Origin of the sequence: Paraburkholderia mimosarum LMG 23256 = NBRC 106338 (genome assembly GCF_000739815.1) — a bacterium.
GTDB lineage: Bacteria > Pseudomonadota > Gammaproteobacteria > Burkholderiales > Burkholderiaceae > Paraburkholderia > Paraburkholderia mimosarum.
Map to the genome: position 1 here is coordinate 21,677 of NZ_BBJJ01000002.1, position 17,453 is coordinate 39,129.

Genomic DNA, 17,453 nt, shown 5'->3' on the forward strand with positions numbered 1-17,453 from the left:
AACTGCAATGGAATCGCTAAACGACGAAACGCAGAATAGCGCCAATGCACCGGGCGAAAACGCGCGCGGCAGCACGGAGCAAACGCTCGCGCTTCTGGCACTGCTGGAGCATGGGCGAAGGCAAATCGAAGCAGGAAACTTCACGCCTGCCCGTGAGGTATTCGCTGAACTCGAAGAAATGGATAGGCAGGCCGGGATCATCTGAAACCGGCCAGCGCGCGCTTGCCCTAACGCTCCCCGCGTCCCCCGAACACCCGCTTCCATAGCGCCAGCACCGCGTCGCGTTCGCGCGCCACGCGCGCGGGATCGACACGCGCCTTCTCCATGCCGTCGAGCCGCAACTGGTGCTGCAGCTTGCGATACAGCCGGTACGCCGAACCGATCGTCTCGGCCTCCTCCTCGCTCATCAGCCCGAAGCGCGACACCTCGCGCAGGAGCGCGATGTTGCCGGTATTGCGGATCAGCTCGGGATCCTGCGCGGCGTGCAGCAGCACCCAGTACTGCACCAGGAACTCGATGTCCACCATGCCGCCGCGGTCGTGCTTCAGATCGAATAGCTCGGTACGGTTCGGATGGCCGTCCTCCACGCGCTGGCGCATCGCCACGATTTCGGCGGCGAGCGGCGCGGCGTCGCGTGGCGTCGTCAGCACCTGCTCGCGAATCGCCTCGAAGGCGCTGCCGATCGCTGCGTCGCCGGCCGAGAAGCGCGCGCGCGTGAGCGCCTGATGCTCCCACACCCACGCCGTGTTGGCCGCATCGCCCTCGCGCAGCTGGTAGCGGCGAAACGCGTCGAGGTCAGTCACGAGCAGGCCCGATTCGCCATTGGGCCGCAAGCGCAGATCGATGTCGAACAGCGTGCCCGCGCCGGTGGCCGTGGTGAGCCACGTGATGAGGCGCCGCGCGAAGGCCGCGTAGACTTCCGACGCGCGCTCGTCGTCGTCCTCGTACAGAAAGATGATGTCGAGGTCGGATGCGTAGCCAAGCTCCTTGCCGCCCAGCTTGCCGTATGCGATCGCCGCGAAGCGCGGCACCTCGCGATGACGCCTCGCGAACTGCTTCCACACGGTCTCGATGGTCACGTCGAGCACGGCGTCCGCAAGCTCGGAAAGCAGGTCGCTCACGTGCTCCACCGAAAGCCGGCCCGCCAGGTCGTTGAGCAGGATGCGGAACACCTCGGCCTGGTGCGCGTGGCGCAGCAGGTCCATCTGCTGCTCGACGTCGGCGGCGGCGGCGAGGCGCGCGCGCAACAGGCGCGAGAACTCGGGCCAGTCGAAGGGCGTGGTCACCGCCTCGTCGTCGAGCAGTTCGTCGAGCAGCTGGGGATGCCGGATCAGATAGCCCGCCGCCCAGCGCGATCCGCCCAGCACGTTGAGCACGCGGTTGAGCGCGTCGGGGTACTCGGTGAGCAGCGCGAGATACGCGCCGCGCCGGATCACGCCTTCGAGCAGCTCGAACATGCGCGCGAGCGTGTCGCCGCGGCGCTCGCGGGGCTCCAGCGTGCGGGCCGCTTCGAGCGCGCGTTGCGCGACGCCGTCGAAACGCTCGCGGCTCTTCTCGGGCAGCCCCGCGTAGCGCGACGACTGCCACAGCCCGCGCAGGCGCGCGAGCAGCGGCGCGGGGTCGTCGATACCCAGTTGCGCGAGCCGTTCGACCAGTTCGTCGTCGGCGCCTTCTTCCACGAGCGCGCCGCTCCATACCCATGCCGCCGCGCCGTCCCCGGAAGCGCCGCCGCCGCCCTCGCCGCCCACCTTGTCGGAGAAGATCTGCACGAACTGACGCTCGACCTTCTCGCGGTGGCCGTCGAGCGTCGAGATCAGCGCCGCGTAGTCGGCAAAGCCCATCGATTTCGCGAGCGCGGCGCGCTCTTCGGCGTCGACGGGCATGGCGTGCGTCTGCGCGTCGTCGCGATATTGCAGGCGATGCTCCAGGTTGCGCAGGAAGTCGTAGGCGCGCGTGAGTTCGCCGCAGACCTCCAGCGAGATCAACCCGCGCGCGGCGGCGTAGCCGAGCACGGCGAGCGTCGGTCGCACGCGAAAGCCCGCATCCTGGCCGCCGCGAATGAGCTGGAACACCTGGGCGCTGAACTCGATCTCGCGAATGCCGCCGCGCCCGAGCTTGATGTCGTCGGCCTTGTCGGGGCGCATCATGGCGCGCCGCTGCGCCTCCTGGCGGATCTGCATGTGCAGCGAGCGGATCGCGCTGATCACGCCGAAGTCGAGATAGCGGCGGTAGACGAAGGGCTTGACGAGCGAGTCGAGCTGACGCGCGAGACGCAGCGCGCTTTCGCTCTCGACCTCGGAGGCGAGCCGCCCCTTGATCCACGCATAGCGCTCCCACTCGCGGCCCTGCACGTAGAAGTACTCTTCGAGCATGCCGAGGCCGCACACGAGCGGTCCCGAGTCGCCGTTCGGGCGCAGCCGCATGTCGACGCGAAAGACGAAGCCGTCCGCGGTCACGTCGCTCAATGCGCCGATCAGGCGTTTGCCCACGCGCGTGAAGAAGTCCTGCGTGGCGATCGGCGAGCGCTGGCCGCCCGAGGTCTCGCCGTCGTCCTCGTAGACGAAGATCAGGTCGATGTCCGACGAGACGTTGAGCTCGCGCCCGCCGAGCTTGCCCATCCCCACCACGCCTAGCGTAAGACGTTCGCCGTTGGGGCCGCGCGGCTCGCCGAAGAGGGCTTCGAGGTCGGCGCTCACGCAGGCAAGCGCGCGCTGGATCGCGACTTCGGCGAGATCGGTCATGCTGCCGGTGACTTCGGCGACGTCGGCGACACCGCCCAGGTCGCGCTCCATCACCGCGCAGATCACTTCCACGCGCAGCTGGCGCAGGATCTTCTTCAGCTGCTCGTCGGTGAGCGGCGCAGCGGGTGCGACGCTTGCTCCCGCGCTAGCCTGAGAAGCGCCTGCGCCGACCAGCTGACGGCTCAACGTATCGAAGCGCGCGACGATGCGCTCGCGCGTGAGCGGCGCGGCAGCGAGCGCCTCGACCTGCGCCGCCAGCTCGGGGCGCGCGGCATAGGCACGCGCTGCATAACGGGAATAGCGGGAACTCAGGAGAGGGAGGTCGTTCATGAAGGGGCGGCTTGCGGCTTGGCTCGCTGTTGTGTCGCGCCGGTGATCCACGGTCGGGTCGCGCGATTGGTTCAATGACTGTCTCTATGGCTCGAGCGGTACGCCGGCCTCGTGCGATGCACGCGCGAAAGCCGGATCCCCGCCGTTCTTCCATTGTTGCATCCCGCTTTGCCAATGCATCTGGCATAGCGCGCGCTGCAATGCGATCAATCGTGCGTATCACCGCGCTGCGTGGCCATCCCGGCTTGCCCGGATGGGCGTGCCGGCGGCCCTCTGTGATACATTTCGTCGTTAGAACGCAACGCTACCATACCCCACCCGCCGCAGCATGTCCGAGCGAAACGATCCCGCCGGCCCGCCTCGATCTGGACATGCCAGCCAGGCTACAGAGCCGGGGGGCCAGCACCATCATCATCCGGTTCTGCGCCACACGTTCCACGTGCTGGCGGTCATCGCGCTTGTCCTGTATTTCGTCGTCGGCGTGCTGCTGCTCGGATTGCGCTACGTCGTGCTGCCGCGCGTGGACAACATCCGTCCGCGCATCGAGCAACTCGTTTCCACGAAGATCCACGCCGACTTTCGCATCGGCAAGCTCGCGCCGCACTGGTCGGGCTTCGAGCCCGGCATCGACATCACCGATCTGACGATCCGCGACCGCCACGGCAAGATCGCGCTCAATGTGCCGCACGCCACGGCCTCCGTTTCGTGGCGCTCGGTCGTGCTGCTCGAGCCGCTGCTTTCGAGCATCGTGGTCGAACAGCCCGACGTGCAGCTCGCCCGCGAGGACGACGGCACACTGACCGTCGCGGGCGTGCCGGTGCCCACCGCGCACACGGGCAACGCCACCTTCACGACCTGGCTCATGCTCCAGGAAGCCATCGTGCTGCGCGGTGGCACGCTGCGCTGGCGCGACGCCACGCGCGACGCGCCCGATCTCGCGCTCTCGCATATCCGCCTCGCGATCCTCAACGACGGCTACGATCACCGCATCGCGCTCCAGGCGCCTGCCGAGGGCACCGTGCTGCACGGCCCGCTCGACTTTCGCGCGCACTTCACGCACGCGCATTCCACGCAGGCCGGCAAGCCGATCGGCTGGACCGGCGACACGTACCTCTCGACCGGCCCGGTCGATCTGCCCACGCTAGCGCGCTACATCGACTTCCCGATCGCCACGTACGCCGGGCGTATCGACAACGCGATCTGGGCGCACTTCGCGAACGGACACATCCTCACGGCGAGCGGCGCGCTCGAAGGGGCAAACGTTTCGCTGCGCGTGCGCCCCACGCAGCCGCTGCTCGACGTGCCGGTCGCGAGCTTCCACTGGAGCACGGGCATCGAGCCCGGCGATTACACGCTCGCGCTGCGCGACTTCCACGCCGAACTCGGCCAGCCGCCGCTCGACGACGGCACGCCGCTCATCCGCTCGCTCGCACTCGCGACGCTCGATGCACGTTTTCGCCAGCAATCGCTACAGCACGGTCAGTTGATCACCGTGCAGGGCGACCGCATCGATCTGGGTATCCTCGCGCAGTTCATGCGCGCGCTGCCCCTGCCGGGGCGCGTGCAGGGCGCGCTAGTGCGCTTCGACCCGCGCGGGCTGGTGGCGAACTACGAGCTGGGCCTCGAACGCGCGCAGCCCGAATCGGGCGAGGCCGCCGCCGAGCAGCGCGTCACGGGCGTCGAGCCGGTCATCCACTATCGCTTCAAGGGCGACCTGCAAGGCATCAGCGTGAACGCGCAGGAGCCGGGGCCTGGCCTCACGCCGCGCGGCCATCCGCGCGCGGGCCTGCCGGGCTTCGAGAACCTCTGGGGGCACATCGATTCCGACGAGTCGCACGGCACGATCGACCTCGACACGGCCAACGCGGCCATCACCGTCCCGGGCGTGTTCGACAACCCGCGTCTCACGTTCGACCGGCTCTACGGCGCGGCCAAATGGACCGTGGCCGCCGCGCGCGTGCCCGGCAACAGGATGAAGGCGATCACCGTCGACGTCTCCGGGCTCGGCGTGGAGAACGCCGACGCGCGCGCGAAAATGACCGCGCACTACACGAACCCCGGCAAGGGACGCGGCTCGCTCGACCTCGTCGCGCACTTCGACGAAGCCCAGGTCAAGGCCGTCCCCCGCTATCTGCCCACCAGCCTCTCCGAGAAGACGCGCATCTACCTCGGCCATGGCCTGCAAGCGGGCCTGTCGAAGGGCGCGACGATCGAGGTCCACGGCGACCTGACCAGGTTCCCGTACTCACGCGACCCCCAGGCGGGCCAGTTCCGCATCGTCGCGCCGTTCACGGGCGGCCGCTTCGACCCGTCGCCGTTCCCGCCGCGCAGGATGCGCAACGGCGCGCCAAACGTCTGGCCCGCGTTCGACGGCATCGACGGCGTGTTCAAGCTTCACGAGAACAAGCTGCGCTTCGACGTCGATCGCGGGCACTACCGCAACTTCGTGCTGCGCAACGTGAGCGGGCGCATCGAGGAGCTGGGCATCAAGGGCTCCGACATCGTGATCGAAGGCAGCGGGCGCGGGCCGCTCGCGGATCTGCTCGATTACGCAGACAACAGTTCGATCGGCTATATGTCGAAGCACGCCACCGCGAAAGTGCAGGCGCAGGGCCCGGCCACGCTCGCGCTCAAGCTCACGATTCCGCGCCATCCGATGCCGAAGGTGCTGGTGGCGGGCGCCGTCGGCTTCGAGAACAACACGCTGACCGCGAGGAACGTGCCGCCGGTGTCCAACCTCACCGGCCAGGTGCGCTTCACGAACCACAGCGCGAATGTCGATCGGCTCACGGCACGGTTCCTGGGCGGCGACCTGCGCGCGAGCGGCGGCCTGCGCGAGGACGGGCGCTATGCGGTGAACGTGGCGGGCAACGTGGCCGTCGACGCCGCGCGCGGGCTGAACCTCCATGGCATGGCGGCGGCCGCGCTCGGGCGCTTCTCGGGGGCGGCGCCCTACTCGCTTTCGGTGGCGGGCCAGCGCGGCCACCTGCCCGACGTGAAGGCCAACGCCGATCTCACCGGCCTCGCGCTCGACCTGCCGGCGCCGTTCGGCAAGGCGGCCGGCACGCCGATGCCGCTCAGTTTCGAACTGCAGCCGGGCACCGGCGACGCCGCAAAAAGTGGTGCAGATGCCGCCGCGTTCCAGCATGCCGAGCTCACGCTCGGGCCGCTCGCCGCGCATTATGTGATGCGCCGCCATCCGGGCCACGTGCCCGAGGTGCTGCGCGGCGCGATCGGCATGAACCGGCCGGCGGATCTGCCCTCGGAAGGCGTGGCGGCAGCCGTCGATCTCCCGGCCTTCGACGCCGACGCGTGGCGCGCCGTGGTCCAGCAGATGCGCGGGACCGCGGGCCAAACCGTGGCGCCGGCACGCGCGGCGGCGACAACCGGCACCCAGGCACGGGCAAGCGAGCCTCAATCCGCGGTGACGACCAACGCGGCCAGCGCGGCGGCCGCCGCCTCGTCGCCGCTGGCGCCCAACGGCGCGATTGGCCAGTTCCTGCCCTCGCGCTTCGCCGTCCACGTCGGCACGCTCACGCTCCTCAAGCGCCACTGGGAGAACGTTGTCCTCGGCGCGTCGCGCACGGGCGAGCGCGGCAACGAATGGCAGGCGAACATTGCCTCCAATCAGGTCTCGGGCCACGTCTCGTGGAAGCCGGGCGATGTGCCGGGCGCCCCTGGCACGCTCGAAGCACGGCTCGCGCGCCTCACCGTGCCCGCCGCCACCGAGAACGACCTGCTCGGCCAGGCGATGTCGCAGCCCTTGCAGAACATGCCGTCGATCGACCTCGTCGTGAACCAGCTCATCGTGCGCGATCACGACCTCGGCCGCCTCCAGGTGAACGCGCACAACGACGACGACAACGGCGTGCCGGTGTGGCGGCTCGACCAGCTCGACATCAGCAACCCGGACGCGCACCTCACGGCCACGGAAAGCTGGCGCGCGGTGGGCGACACCGGCGCGAGCGAGGACTCGGCCGCCGCCGGCATGCAGACGCCGCGCCGCACCGACCTCGACTTCCATCTCGACATCAAGGACGCCGGCGCGCTGCTCGAGCGCGCCGGCAGGCCGCACGTGCTCAAGAGCGGCTCGGGCACGCTCGCGGGCACCCTGGCGTGGCAAGGCGGCCCGACTCGCATCGACGTCCCGTCGCTGAACGGCAACCTCGCGCTCGACCTCCACCACGGCCAGATCCTCAAGGTCGATCCGGGCGTGGCGAGGCTGCTCGGCGTGCTCAGCCTGCAAAGCCTCGCGCGCTTCGCGACGACGGACTTCCGCGACATCATCGGCACGGGCCTGCCCTTCACCAGCGCGACGGCCACCGCGCAGATCCAGAGCGGCATCGGCAGCACGAGCGACTTCAAGCTCGTGACCGCACCCGGACGGGCAACGATGACGGGCAGCGTCGACCTCGCGCACGAGACCCAGGACCTGCGCGTGCGTGTGGTGCCCACGGTCAGCGCGGGCGCAGGCGTGATCGCGGCGGCGATCATCAATCCGTTCCTCGGCCTCGGCGCGCTGGTCGGCGACATCGTCCTTTCTCACACGCTCGAGCACGCCTTCGCGATGGACTTCGCGATCACGGGCCCCTGGTCCAAACCGCACGTCGAGCGGCTGCACGGCGATCAGGGTAAGATGAACGCGCAGGCGCCGGCCACCGCGCACTGAAAGGCGCAAGGTTTGCCGACGGCGTGCGCCCCCCGGTGCGGGCACGCACGTTGCGCCCCGCTCCCCGAACCCGTTCAAGATCTGCCGATGAGCACTGCCCCCCATGAGCCGTTTCGCGTCGCCGCGCTGCAGATGGTCAGCACCCCCGATCGCGAACGTAATCTCGCCGAAGCGGAAAAACTGATCGCCGAGGCCGCAGCCGGTGGCGCGCGCCTCGTGTTACTGCCCGAATATTTCTGCTTCATGGGTCACAAGGACAGCGACAAGCTCGCGATTTGCGAGCCGCATGGCGACGGGCCCATTCAACGCTTTCTGGCCGATGCGGCGAAACGCCATGGCGTGTGGGTGATCGGCGGCACATTGCCGCTGAATGCACCGGAAGCGACGCGCGTGCTCAACACCACGCTCGTGTTCGATCCGAGCGGCGAAGAACGCGCGCGCTACGACAAGATCCATCTCTTCAACTTCGAAAAAGGCGCCGAATCCTTCGACGAAGCGCGCACGATCCGGCCCGGCGCCGAGGTGCGCACCTTCGAAGCCCCGTTTGGCCGCGTGGGCCTGTCGGTCTGCTACGATCTGCGCTTTCCCGAGCTGTACCGGCGTATGGGCGACTGTGCGCTGATGGTCGTGCCTTCGGCGTTCACGTACACCACCGGCCGCGCGCACTGGCAGATCCTACTGCGCGCCCGCGCGATCGAGAACCAGTGCTATGTGCTCGCCGCGGCGCAAGGCGGCACGCACGAGAACGGCCGACGCACCTGGGGCCATACCATGCTGGTCGACCCGTGGGGCGAGATCGTCGCCGTTCGCGACGAAGGCGCGGGCGTGGTGGCGGGCGACATCGACCCCGAACGCATCGCCGCCGTGCGCGCGAGCCTGCCCGCGTGGCGGCACCGCGTGCTCGACTGCGCTTGAAAGCGCGCCCCGCAACGCCACTTCACCATGACGATTACGACGATTGGGGCGCTCGATTTCGCTGCACCGCGCCCGAATCCTGATTCACAGACTCATCGATTGATCCACTGATCCCACTGAGCGCATGAACATCATCGAACCCGGCATTCGCAACCTGGCGACCGCCAAGGACCTGCTCCTCACGCCCTACGGCCTCGACGAGGCAGTGCTCACGCGCACGCTCGGCGAGATCTTCACGCATCGCGTCGACTACGCCGACCTCTACTTCCAGACCACGCGCAGCGAGGCCTGGAGCCTCGAAGAGGGCATCGTCAAGTCGGGCAGCTTCAGCATCGACCAGGGTGTCGGCGTGCGCGCCGTCTCCGGCGAGCGCACTGCCTTCGCCTACTCCGACGACCTCTCGCCCGAAGCGATCCGCCAGGCGGCCATCGCCACGCGCTCGATCGCGAAAGCCGGCGGCGGCAAGCAGAAGATCCAGGTGGCGAAGTCGCTCACCGGCATTGCGGGCCGCGATCTGTACCTGCCCTCCGATCCGTTGAGCTCGCTCGACGCGACCGAAAAGGTGAAGCTGCTCGAGCGCGTCGAGCAGATGGCGCGCGCGCGCGACCCCCGCATCACGCAAGTCATGGCCGCGCTCGCAGGCGAGTACGACGTGGTGCTGGTCGCCCGCAGCGACGGCGCGCTCGCCGCCGACATCCGGCCGCTCGTGCGCGTTTCCGTCACGGTGATCGCCGAGCAGAACGGCCGCCGCGAAATCGGCAACGGCGGCGGCGGCGGCCGCTACGACTACGGCTATTTCACCGACGACATCCTCTCTAAGTACGTGGACGACGCCGTGCACGCCGCGCTCGTGAACCTCGAAGCGCGCCCCGCGCCGGCCGGCGCGATGACGGTCGTGCTCGGCCCGGGCTGGCCCGGCGTCCTGCTGCACGAGGCGATCGGCCACGGCCTCGAAGGCGACTTCAACCGCAAGGGTTCCTCGGCGTTCGCGGGGCGCATCGGCGAGCGGGTGGCCGCGAAGGGCGTGACCGTGGTGGACGACGGCACGCTGCCCAACCGCCGCGGCTCGCTCAACATCGACGACGAAGGCAACCCCACGCAGTGCACGACGCTGATCGAGGACGGCATCCTCAAGGGCTATATCCAGGACTCGCTCAACGCGCGCCTCATGAAGATGCCCGTGACGGGCAACGCGCGCCGCGAGTCGTATGCCGCCCTGCCCATGCCGCGCATGACCAACACGTACATGCTCAACGGCGACAAGGATCCGCAGGAGATCATCGGCTCGGTGAAGAACGGCCTCTACGCCGTGAACTTCGGCGGCGGCCAGGTGGACATCACGAACGGCAAGTTCGTGTTCTCGGCCTCCGAGGCCTACATGATCGAGGACGGCAAGATCAGCTACCCCGTGAAGGGCGCGACGCTCATCGGCAGCGGGCCGGAATCGCTCAAGTACGTGAGCATGATCGGCAACGACATGCGCCTCGACTCGGGCGTGGGCGTGTGCGGCAAGGAGGGTCAGAGCGTGCCGGTGGGCGTGGGCCAACCCACGTTGCGTATCGACCGCATGACGGTGGGCGGCACGGTCTGAACGGCAGGCGACTTCTCGCTGGATGCATGGGAGTGCGGAAAATCCGCATCCCCATGCGGGTTTTCTGCATGGAAGCGGTTGGTGCCGCGGTTATGCCGCTTTTTCGCCCTCTCCCGCTTGCCAGTCACGAGAAGCGCGGGTTATAAAGGCAATCACCCTTTTCGACGTAACGAAACGAACTCACGAACGTTCCGACCCAAACCGCCATGTTCGCCACGAAGTTTTATTTTTACTTCTTTTGGTATCTCAGACCGCTGGCGGATCGAGAGGGTTGATAGTACGCGCAGGACCCCGAATACACGAGAAACCGCCAGCCAAGCCTGGCGGTTTTTTTTTCGTCCCCGTTTCGTAAAGCCCAAGAGCCGCACCTTCATCTAACGGATTTTTGAAGCACCGTCCACGCGACGCACGCTACGCACAGGATCAGGAGAAAACGACCATGCCCCCGCACAATACCGACGATGTCCGCATTCGCGAACTCAAGGAACTCACGCCGCCCGCTCACCTGATCCGCGAATTCCCCTGCTCGGAAGACGTATCGACGCTGATCTTCGAATCGCGCCGCGCCATGCACCGCATCCTCCACGGCATGGATGACCGCCTGATCGTCGTCATCGGGCCGTGCTCGATTCACGACACCAAGGCCGCGATCGACTACGCGAAGAAGCTCGTCGAGCAACGCAATCGCTTCAAGAACGAACTCGAGATCGTGATGCGCGTGTACTTCGAGAAGCCGCGCACGACCGTGGGCTGGAAGGGCCTCATCAACGACCCGTTCCTCGACAACAGCTTCAAGATCAACGACGGCCTGCGCACCGCGCGCGAGCTGCTCGTCTCCATCAACGAACTGGGCCTGCCGGCCGGCACCGAATACCTCGACATGATCAGCCCGCAGTACATCGCCGACCTGATCTCGTGGGGGGCAATCGGTGCGCGCACAACGGAATCGCAGGTACATCGCGAGCTGGCTTCGGGACTGTCGTGCCCGGTCGGCTTCAAGAACGGCACGGACGGCAACGTGAAAATCGCCGTGGACGCCATCAAGGCCGCGTCGCAGCCGCATCATTTCCTCTCGGTCACGAAGGGCGGCCATTCCGCCATCGTCTCGACCGCGGGCAATGAGGACTGCCATGTGATTCTGCGCGGCGGCAAAACGCCGAACTACGACGCGGAAAGCGTGAACGCCGCGTGCACCGACATCGGCAAGGCCGGCCTCGCCGCGCGCCTCATGATCGACGCGAGCCACGCGAACAGCTCTAAAAAGCACGAGAACCAGATTCCCGTTTGCGCCGATATCGGCCGTCAGGTCGCCGCGGGCGACGAGCGCATCGTCGGTGTGATGGTCGAGTCGCACCTGGTGGCGGGCCGTCAGGACCTGAAGGAAGGCTGCGAGCTGACCTATGGCCAGAGCATCACCGACGCTTGCATCGGCTGGGACGAAAGCGTGGGCGTGCTCGAAGGGCTCGCCGAAGCCGTCAAGCAACGCCGCATTGCGCGTGGTTCGGGGAACTGAGCGTTTTCGTTCTGCGTGCGGCGCGATGATCCTGCGTCGGAAGGCGTGGCGCCGCGCGATGATTTAGAGTCGTGCTGCGCGCTCGGGCCGCACGGCGCCAATGCACAGGTCGGCAATGCCGATCACATTGCCGATCAGACGTCCGCGCCGGTCGAGATGCGCCTCCGGGCGCACCGACTTCACGCAGTTCATGCTCAGCGCGCGCAGGATGTTCCCGGCCGCCTCCTTACGCGACATCACGCCCTTGTTGCACAGGTACATGGCGTTCACCACCTGCGAATACCCAAAGCGCCGGCCTGAAACGCGCCCGCCGCGCAAGCCGAGGTGGACGCCCAGCAGATAGTCGCAGTACACGAGGCCGCCACGGCGTGCGAGGCGCCGCGAAAAGTCCTTGTCCTCCAGCCAGCCATACAGCACGAGGCGCTCGTCGAAGCGCAGATCGGCGATGGCCTGCGCGCGGCACGCCATGTTGCAGCCGTATAGCTCCACACACGGCCGCAGCGGCGGACGCCGCAACACCTCGCCTTGCGCGCCCTCCAGAAGCGCGACCGCTTCTTCCCACGACAGCGGCTGCGTATTCGCGCCGTCTCGCAGCGTGCGGCCCGAAAAGCCCACGAGCGACGGATCGCTCTCGAACAATTGCACGCAGAGTTCGATCCAGTGCCGCTCGGGCGCGAAGTCGTCGTCGAGGAAAATCACCACGTCCATATCGGGTGCGAGCGCATCCAGCGCGCGGTTTCGCTGCACGCTCGAACCCGCTATGCCGATGATTTCGTCCACGCGCAGACCGTTGCTGTCGTACGGGCCAATGTCGTCCGCGCAGGTCGCCGAGAGAACGACCTGATCCGGACGCGCCGTTTGCCGCGCGAGCAGACGGACGACCCATGCGGTCGCCTCTGGCCGCCCCTTCGTCGCGATCACCACCGCGACGCGCATGGGCGCCACCGCACTGCTACTTTCCGCCATGGAAGACGGGAGATCATCGGTTGCGCGCGTCGTCATGGGTTTCTCCGCACTCCGGTGGTCGCCTGGACTCGTTCCGAGGTTAGCACGGTGTCTGTGCGCTTCCCTCCGGTACACGTCAAGTTGTCCGAAAGGATCTATTCATCGGCTGATTTCAACCGTTTGCGAACCAGGGAAGCGGCTTGCGTGAATTATCGCGGAATCTGCCGCGCATTTTACGAGGCGGCTATTGCGCCTTTTTTACGTGAATTTCCCGGCCGCGTTCGCGCTGTTATCGTGCATTTACCGATTACGCATCACCTATAGAGCCTGGCGACCGGTCATATTTATTCCATAGTAATTTTCGGATTCCTGTTTTGCCGATGCTCGTCTACAACTTTTATAAATTACCGAAAATATGACCGCATAACCGACCAACCGGAAAATCCTCCTCGACATGAGTACGTCGACACGTCAGGGCCAGGCAGTGGACGAGGAAATCGCCACTTCATGCGCAACGGTTCGCGAAGCCGAAAGTGGCTTGCTGTCCAGGCGACCTGTCGTTTTCTACGTGCAGCCGTTGATCGCACGCTATCGCATTGAAGTCATCGAGTCGCTCAACCGCCTTTTTTCCGTGAAGGTGTTCGCGTGCTCCAAAGGCGTCGAGGCCAACGGCTTTTCGCGCGAGAAGCCCGATTGCGACGAGTTCGTCGAAACGCGCATCGCGGGCCTCCCCTCGCGGCGCATTCGCGTGCAAAGCCGCGTGCTCTCCCGCCTCGTCCTCGAGCGGCCCGATGCCGTCCTGATCTTCGCAGACGTCCGCTATCTCTCGCTCTGGCTCGCGCTTCTCGCCGGGCGTGTCATGCACGTGCCCGTGCTGATCCACGGCCAGGGGCTGTACCGCCACAAGTCCGCGGGACTCATGCGCACGATCTGCTACCGGCTCGCGGTCGCGCTCGCCGTGCGCTACGTCTGCTACACCGAGGCCTCGCGGCGCTCGCTCGTCGATATCGGTTGCCCGCAGGCGAAACTCCTCGTCGCGAACAATTCGCTCAAGGTCACCTCCAGCGTGGAGCCCGCTGCCAAGACCGGCGCCGAAAACGGCATCCTCTTCATCGGCAGGCTGCGCGAAGGATCGGAGATCGAACCGCTCGTCGACGTGGTCGGCCAGTTGCACGACGAAGGCAGCGACATCACGCTGCACGTGATCGGGGACGGCGAATATGGCGAGCGCCTCAAGCGCAAATACAGCGATCGGAGCTACGTGGTCTGGTACGGCGCCGTATTCGACGACGATGCCATCGCGACGATCAGCCTGCGCTGCCGCGTGGGCTGCTATCCGGGCTCGGCGGGCTTGAGCGTCGTGCACATGTTCGCGCTGAGCCTGCCGCCCATCGTGCACGACCGCCTGCCGCTGCACATGGGCCCGGAGCCCGGCTATGTCGAAGACGGCCGCACGGGCTTCTTCTTTGGCCGCGACGGCGGCCCTGCTGCGCTCGCCGCAACGCTGCGGCGTATCTGGGCGATGCCGCCCAACGACATGCGCGCGGCAGCGGCCGCCGCGCACGCGGTGTACTGCCAGCTCAACTCGCCGACGCTCGGGCACCAGCTCGCCGAAATCGTCGAAGCCACCTTGCGCGCCTGAGCCGTTCGAAGTGTCCGGTTCGATTCGCTCGAACGCACGGGCCTCCTACTTCTGCCGCGATACGCGATAGAGCATCCATGCCGCACACGAGGCCAGGCCAAAGGTCATCGACCAGGCAACGCCGGTCACGCTCCACAGGTGCAGCGCAGGCGGCACGCACAGCACCAGCGCAATGACCTGGAGCAGCGACGCGAGAGTGACGGCTCGCGCGTCGCCAACCGCGCGCAGATACGAAGCCAGCACCGAGTTCAGCGCGCTGATCGCCATATTGATCACGAAGATGCGAAAGAGCGGCACGGCCGGCAGCCACGCGGCGCCCAGCACGAACGAGAAGAGCGGCTCGGCGGCGAAACGCAACGCGATCACGACGCACGCGAGTCCCGCCGCGGCGACCAGGAGATAGAGCCGGAAAAGACGCGCGGCCGATTGCGGGCCCCCGCGGTGATGCGCGGCGAAGGTGGGGAACAGATACTGCGACATGGCGATCGCGGCGTCGGCCAGCAGCATTTGGGCGAGCTTCGAGGACATCTGCCAGGCGCCGAGCTGCGTCGGCCCGAGCAGCTTGCCGACCACCACCTTGTCGAACTGATTGGTGATGAGGATGATCACGCTGCTCGCCCAGATCCAGCGGCTGAAGCCCACGTAATGGCCGATGCCCGACCAGCGCAGCCGGATAGGCGGACGCGGCGAAAGCGCGACCCAGGTGACGATGCTCTTGAACGTCTCGCCGATCATCATGCCGAGCAGCAGTGAATAGGGCCCCGCACCCGCGAGCGCGAGCGCGACGCCGAGCCCGCAGTCGATGCAAGCAGAGGATATTTCAATGGCCGCAATATGCTGGAAATGGCGCTCGCGCTGCGAGATGAAGTACGCGGGCGATGCGAGCCCTCGCAACAGCGGCAGGAGCGCGGCCAGTTGCACGAGCCCGATGGCGCCGCCCAGATGGAACTGCGCGTCCATGAGCGGCGCGCTCGCGACGAGCAGCAAGGCGATCAGCAGGCCGCGCGAGGCGAGCGTGGTCCAGACGGCACCCGCTTCGGCGCGCGTGGGCGGCGCCTGGCCCTGGATCACCGCTTGCGCGAGCCCGGTATCCGAAAGCGCTTCGGCAATCGCGACCGCCAGTAGCGCGACGCTTGCCAGACCGATTGCGGAGGGTCCGAGAATGCGCCCGATCACGAGGAACTTGACGGCCACGAGGCCGCGGACGACGACCTGCTGCAGCAGCACCCAGGTCGCGGCACCCGGTCCGAAACCCGCCTTCACCGGCCATGCAGACAGCCGCATCACACGCAAAATGGATCTCCAGTATCGGTCCGGAATCGGGACGTCGCTACCCGCGCCCGAAGGGTCCGGACAACCGCGCGACCGGGTGCGGGGACCAGCATGTTTGAGAACGCGTTTTCGACACGCGTTCTGGACGTTACCCCGGCGCGGCGCGCACGGCGCGCCATCAGCCAGGCGGATTCGGACGGGGCGGCTAACCGCGCGGCGGGCATCCGTGGTGCGGCCATCCGTGCGGCGGCCATCCGTGGGACGGCCATCCGTGCCGCGGACCATCCCTGGCGCCTCCATCCGCGCGACACCCATCCCTCCATCGGGCCTCCCTTTTGCGCCAGCAATGGGCGAACCCGCACCCAATGCGCATCACCCAGGCATTTTCGGCCAGGTGCCCCTCCAAACTGGCGCATGCGGCTTGCGCAGCACTGCTATTTTGTTCACAACAAAGTTCATCGGGGCTCCAATATGGAAAACGTGTCGATCGCCAGATATCGCAATGCCGACCGTGACGCGACCGACGCGGCCAGTCCGTCCGTTATCGACGCCGACGCGCTCATGAGTTCCGAGCCCCACGTGGTCCACCCGTCGACGGGCGACGCGTGGATCGCGATCATCGAACCGAACTTCACCGGCCACCGCTGGCGTTACGTCGAGTGGATCGCACAGGCGTGCGTGGAAGCGGGGCATCGATGTGTCGTCGTCACCGATACGGAATACGCGAGCCATCCAGCCGCGCAGCGCATCGTGCGCGAAGCGCGGCCTGATGTGCGCCTCGTTCTGCTCGACCTGCACACCGTTGCGTTCGGCCCGCATTTCGTCGCGAACGTGTACATGCGCTTTCGCAACTTCTATGCGCGCGCGTTGCGGCAGCTCAATCAGCAAATGCACGTGCGGCTCGTGGTGGCGCCCTTCGCTGACTACTTCTTTTACACGCTCGCGGGGCTCGATTCGCCGTTCGGCGAGACACCCTGGATCGCCATTGTGATGGGCATGACGTTCCATCACGCGAGTATCGGCTTGCGCACGCCGCGCCGTCCCGTGATCGACGTGGCGAAGAGGCTGCTGTTTCGCCGCGCCATGCGCGCGCGCGGGCTGCGCGTGCTGCTCACGATCGACCCGACGCTGCCCGACTGGTTCGCCAGCACGCGCCCCGAGCGCGCCGCACCCCTGAACTATATTGCCGACCCGTTTCCCGAAATCGGGGGCATCGATCCGAACGTCGCGCGCGAGCGCCTGAAACTCGACGCGAATATGCGCTATCTGCTCGTCTACGGCCAGATCGGTGAACGCAAGGGCATTCGCGAACTGATGCTCGCGCTCGCGCACAGGCACGACATGCCGTGCCTCGTCATCGCCGGCCAGCAGGACGACGAGACACGCGCGTTCATCGACGCGCACGCACCGCAGCTCACGCCTGCGCCGGTGATCTTCAACGAGTTCATCTCCGAGGAGCGTGAGCGCGATCTTTTTTCCGCTTGCGACGCCGTGTGGATCGGCTACAAGCAGCACTACGGCATGAGCGGCGTGCTCGTGCAGGCGTACCGCTTCGGCAAGCCCGTGGTGGCGAGCGCAGACGGCCTGATCGGCTGGTATTGCCGTGACGGCGCACTCGGGCCGCTGCTCGACGACCTCGAGCCCGCCACGATCGTGCGCGCGCTCCATGCGCTCGCCGCGCGCTGGGCCGACGGCGAGTCAGCCGCGCGGCCCGGAAGCGATCACTTCCTTTCGCGCAACACGCTCGACCAGTTCAAGCGGACGCTGCAAGCCGCCATGACCTGAGCGCCGTCGATCCGCGCCCTGTTCCCCGCATGGAAACGGGCACGGAAAAT

At 67.0% G+C, this 17,453-nt stretch carries 10 protein-coding genes; 7 read left to right on the top strand and 3 right to left on the bottom strand.

Annotated features, from left to right (window positions below):
* The first annotated feature begins 7 nt into the window (after positions 1–7).
* A complete protein-coding gene (locus BMI01S_RS02185) occupies positions 8–205 on the top strand; it encodes a hypothetical protein (RefSeq protein ID WP_036044234.1) in 198 nt (65 codons plus the stop codon).
* Between the two features lie 22 nt (positions 206–227).
* Here the strand turns inward: BMI01S_RS02185 and glnE are convergent, their stop codons facing one another.
* The gene (glnE, locus tag BMI01S_RS02190) at positions 228–3,071 is read right to left on the bottom strand and encodes a bifunctional [glutamate--ammonia ligase]-adenylyl-L-tyrosine phosphorylase/[glutamate--ammonia-ligase] adenylyltransferase (protein WP_028230128.1); all 2,844 of its coding nucleotides are present in this window, start codon (positions 3,069–3,071) and stop codon (positions 228–230) included.
* 328 nt (positions 3,072–3,399) lie between these two features.
* Here glnE and BMI01S_RS02195 point away from each other — a divergent pair, with 328 nt between their 5' ends.
* The 4 genes from BMI01S_RS02195 (at position 3,400) to aroG (ending at position 11,759) form a co-directional block, all read left to right on the top strand.
* The gene (locus BMI01S_RS02195) at positions 3,400–7,740 is read left to right on the top strand and encodes a YhdP family phospholipid transporter (protein ID WP_028230127.1); all 4,341 of its coding nucleotides are present in this window, start codon (positions 3,400–3,402) and stop codon (positions 7,738–7,740) included.
* An 87-nt stretch (positions 7,741–7,827) separates the two neighbouring features.
* Entirely contained in the window at positions 7,828–8,655 is an 828-nt protein-coding gene (locus tag BMI01S_RS02200) for a carbon-nitrogen hydrolase family protein (protein WP_028230126.1), read from the top strand.
* Between the two features lie 124 nt (positions 8,656–8,779).
* Positions 8,780–10,246, top strand: coding sequence for a metalloprotease TldD (gene tldD, locus BMI01S_RS02205; RefSeq protein WP_028209493.1), 1,467 nt, complete (start codon positions 8,780–8,782; stop codon positions 10,244–10,246).
* Positions 10,247–10,685: 439 nt separating this feature from the next.
* Complete coding sequence (aroG, locus tag BMI01S_RS02210) at positions 10,686–11,759, top strand: 3-deoxy-7-phosphoheptulonate synthase AroG (RefSeq protein WP_028209492.1); 1,074 nt, start codon at positions 10,686–10,688, stop codon at positions 11,757–11,759.
* Positions 11,760–11,822: 63 nt separating this feature from the next.
* Here the strand turns inward: aroG and BMI01S_RS02215 are convergent, their stop codons facing one another.
* Positions 11,823–12,761, bottom strand: a complete 939-nt coding sequence (locus tag BMI01S_RS02215; RefSeq protein WP_244145286.1) for a glycosyltransferase family 2 protein — start codon at positions 12,759–12,761, stop codon at positions 11,823–11,825.
* Positions 12,762–13,158: 397 nt separating this feature from the next.
* Here BMI01S_RS02215 and BMI01S_RS02220 point away from each other — a divergent pair, with 397 nt between their 5' ends.
* The gene (locus tag BMI01S_RS02220) at positions 13,159–14,346 is read left to right on the top strand and encodes a glycosyltransferase family 4 protein (RefSeq protein ID WP_154671140.1); all 1,188 of its coding nucleotides are present in this window, start codon (positions 13,159–13,161) and stop codon (positions 14,344–14,346) included.
* A gap of 45 nt (positions 14,347–14,391) precedes the next feature.
* On the opposite strand, the gene BMI01S_RS02225 is transcribed toward BMI01S_RS02220, so the two are convergent.
* Positions 14,392–15,639, bottom strand: coding sequence for an oligosaccharide flippase family protein (locus BMI01S_RS02225; RefSeq protein WP_028230123.1), 1,248 nt, complete (start codon positions 15,637–15,639; stop codon positions 14,392–14,394).
* Between the two features lie 459 nt (positions 15,640–16,098).
* Here BMI01S_RS02225 and BMI01S_RS02230 point away from each other — a divergent pair, with 459 nt between their 5' ends.
* Positions 16,099–17,403, top strand: coding sequence for a glycosyltransferase (locus BMI01S_RS02230; protein WP_244145285.1), 1,305 nt, complete (start codon positions 16,099–16,101; stop codon positions 17,401–17,403).
* The last annotated feature ends 50 nt before the right edge of the window (positions 17,404–17,453 follow it).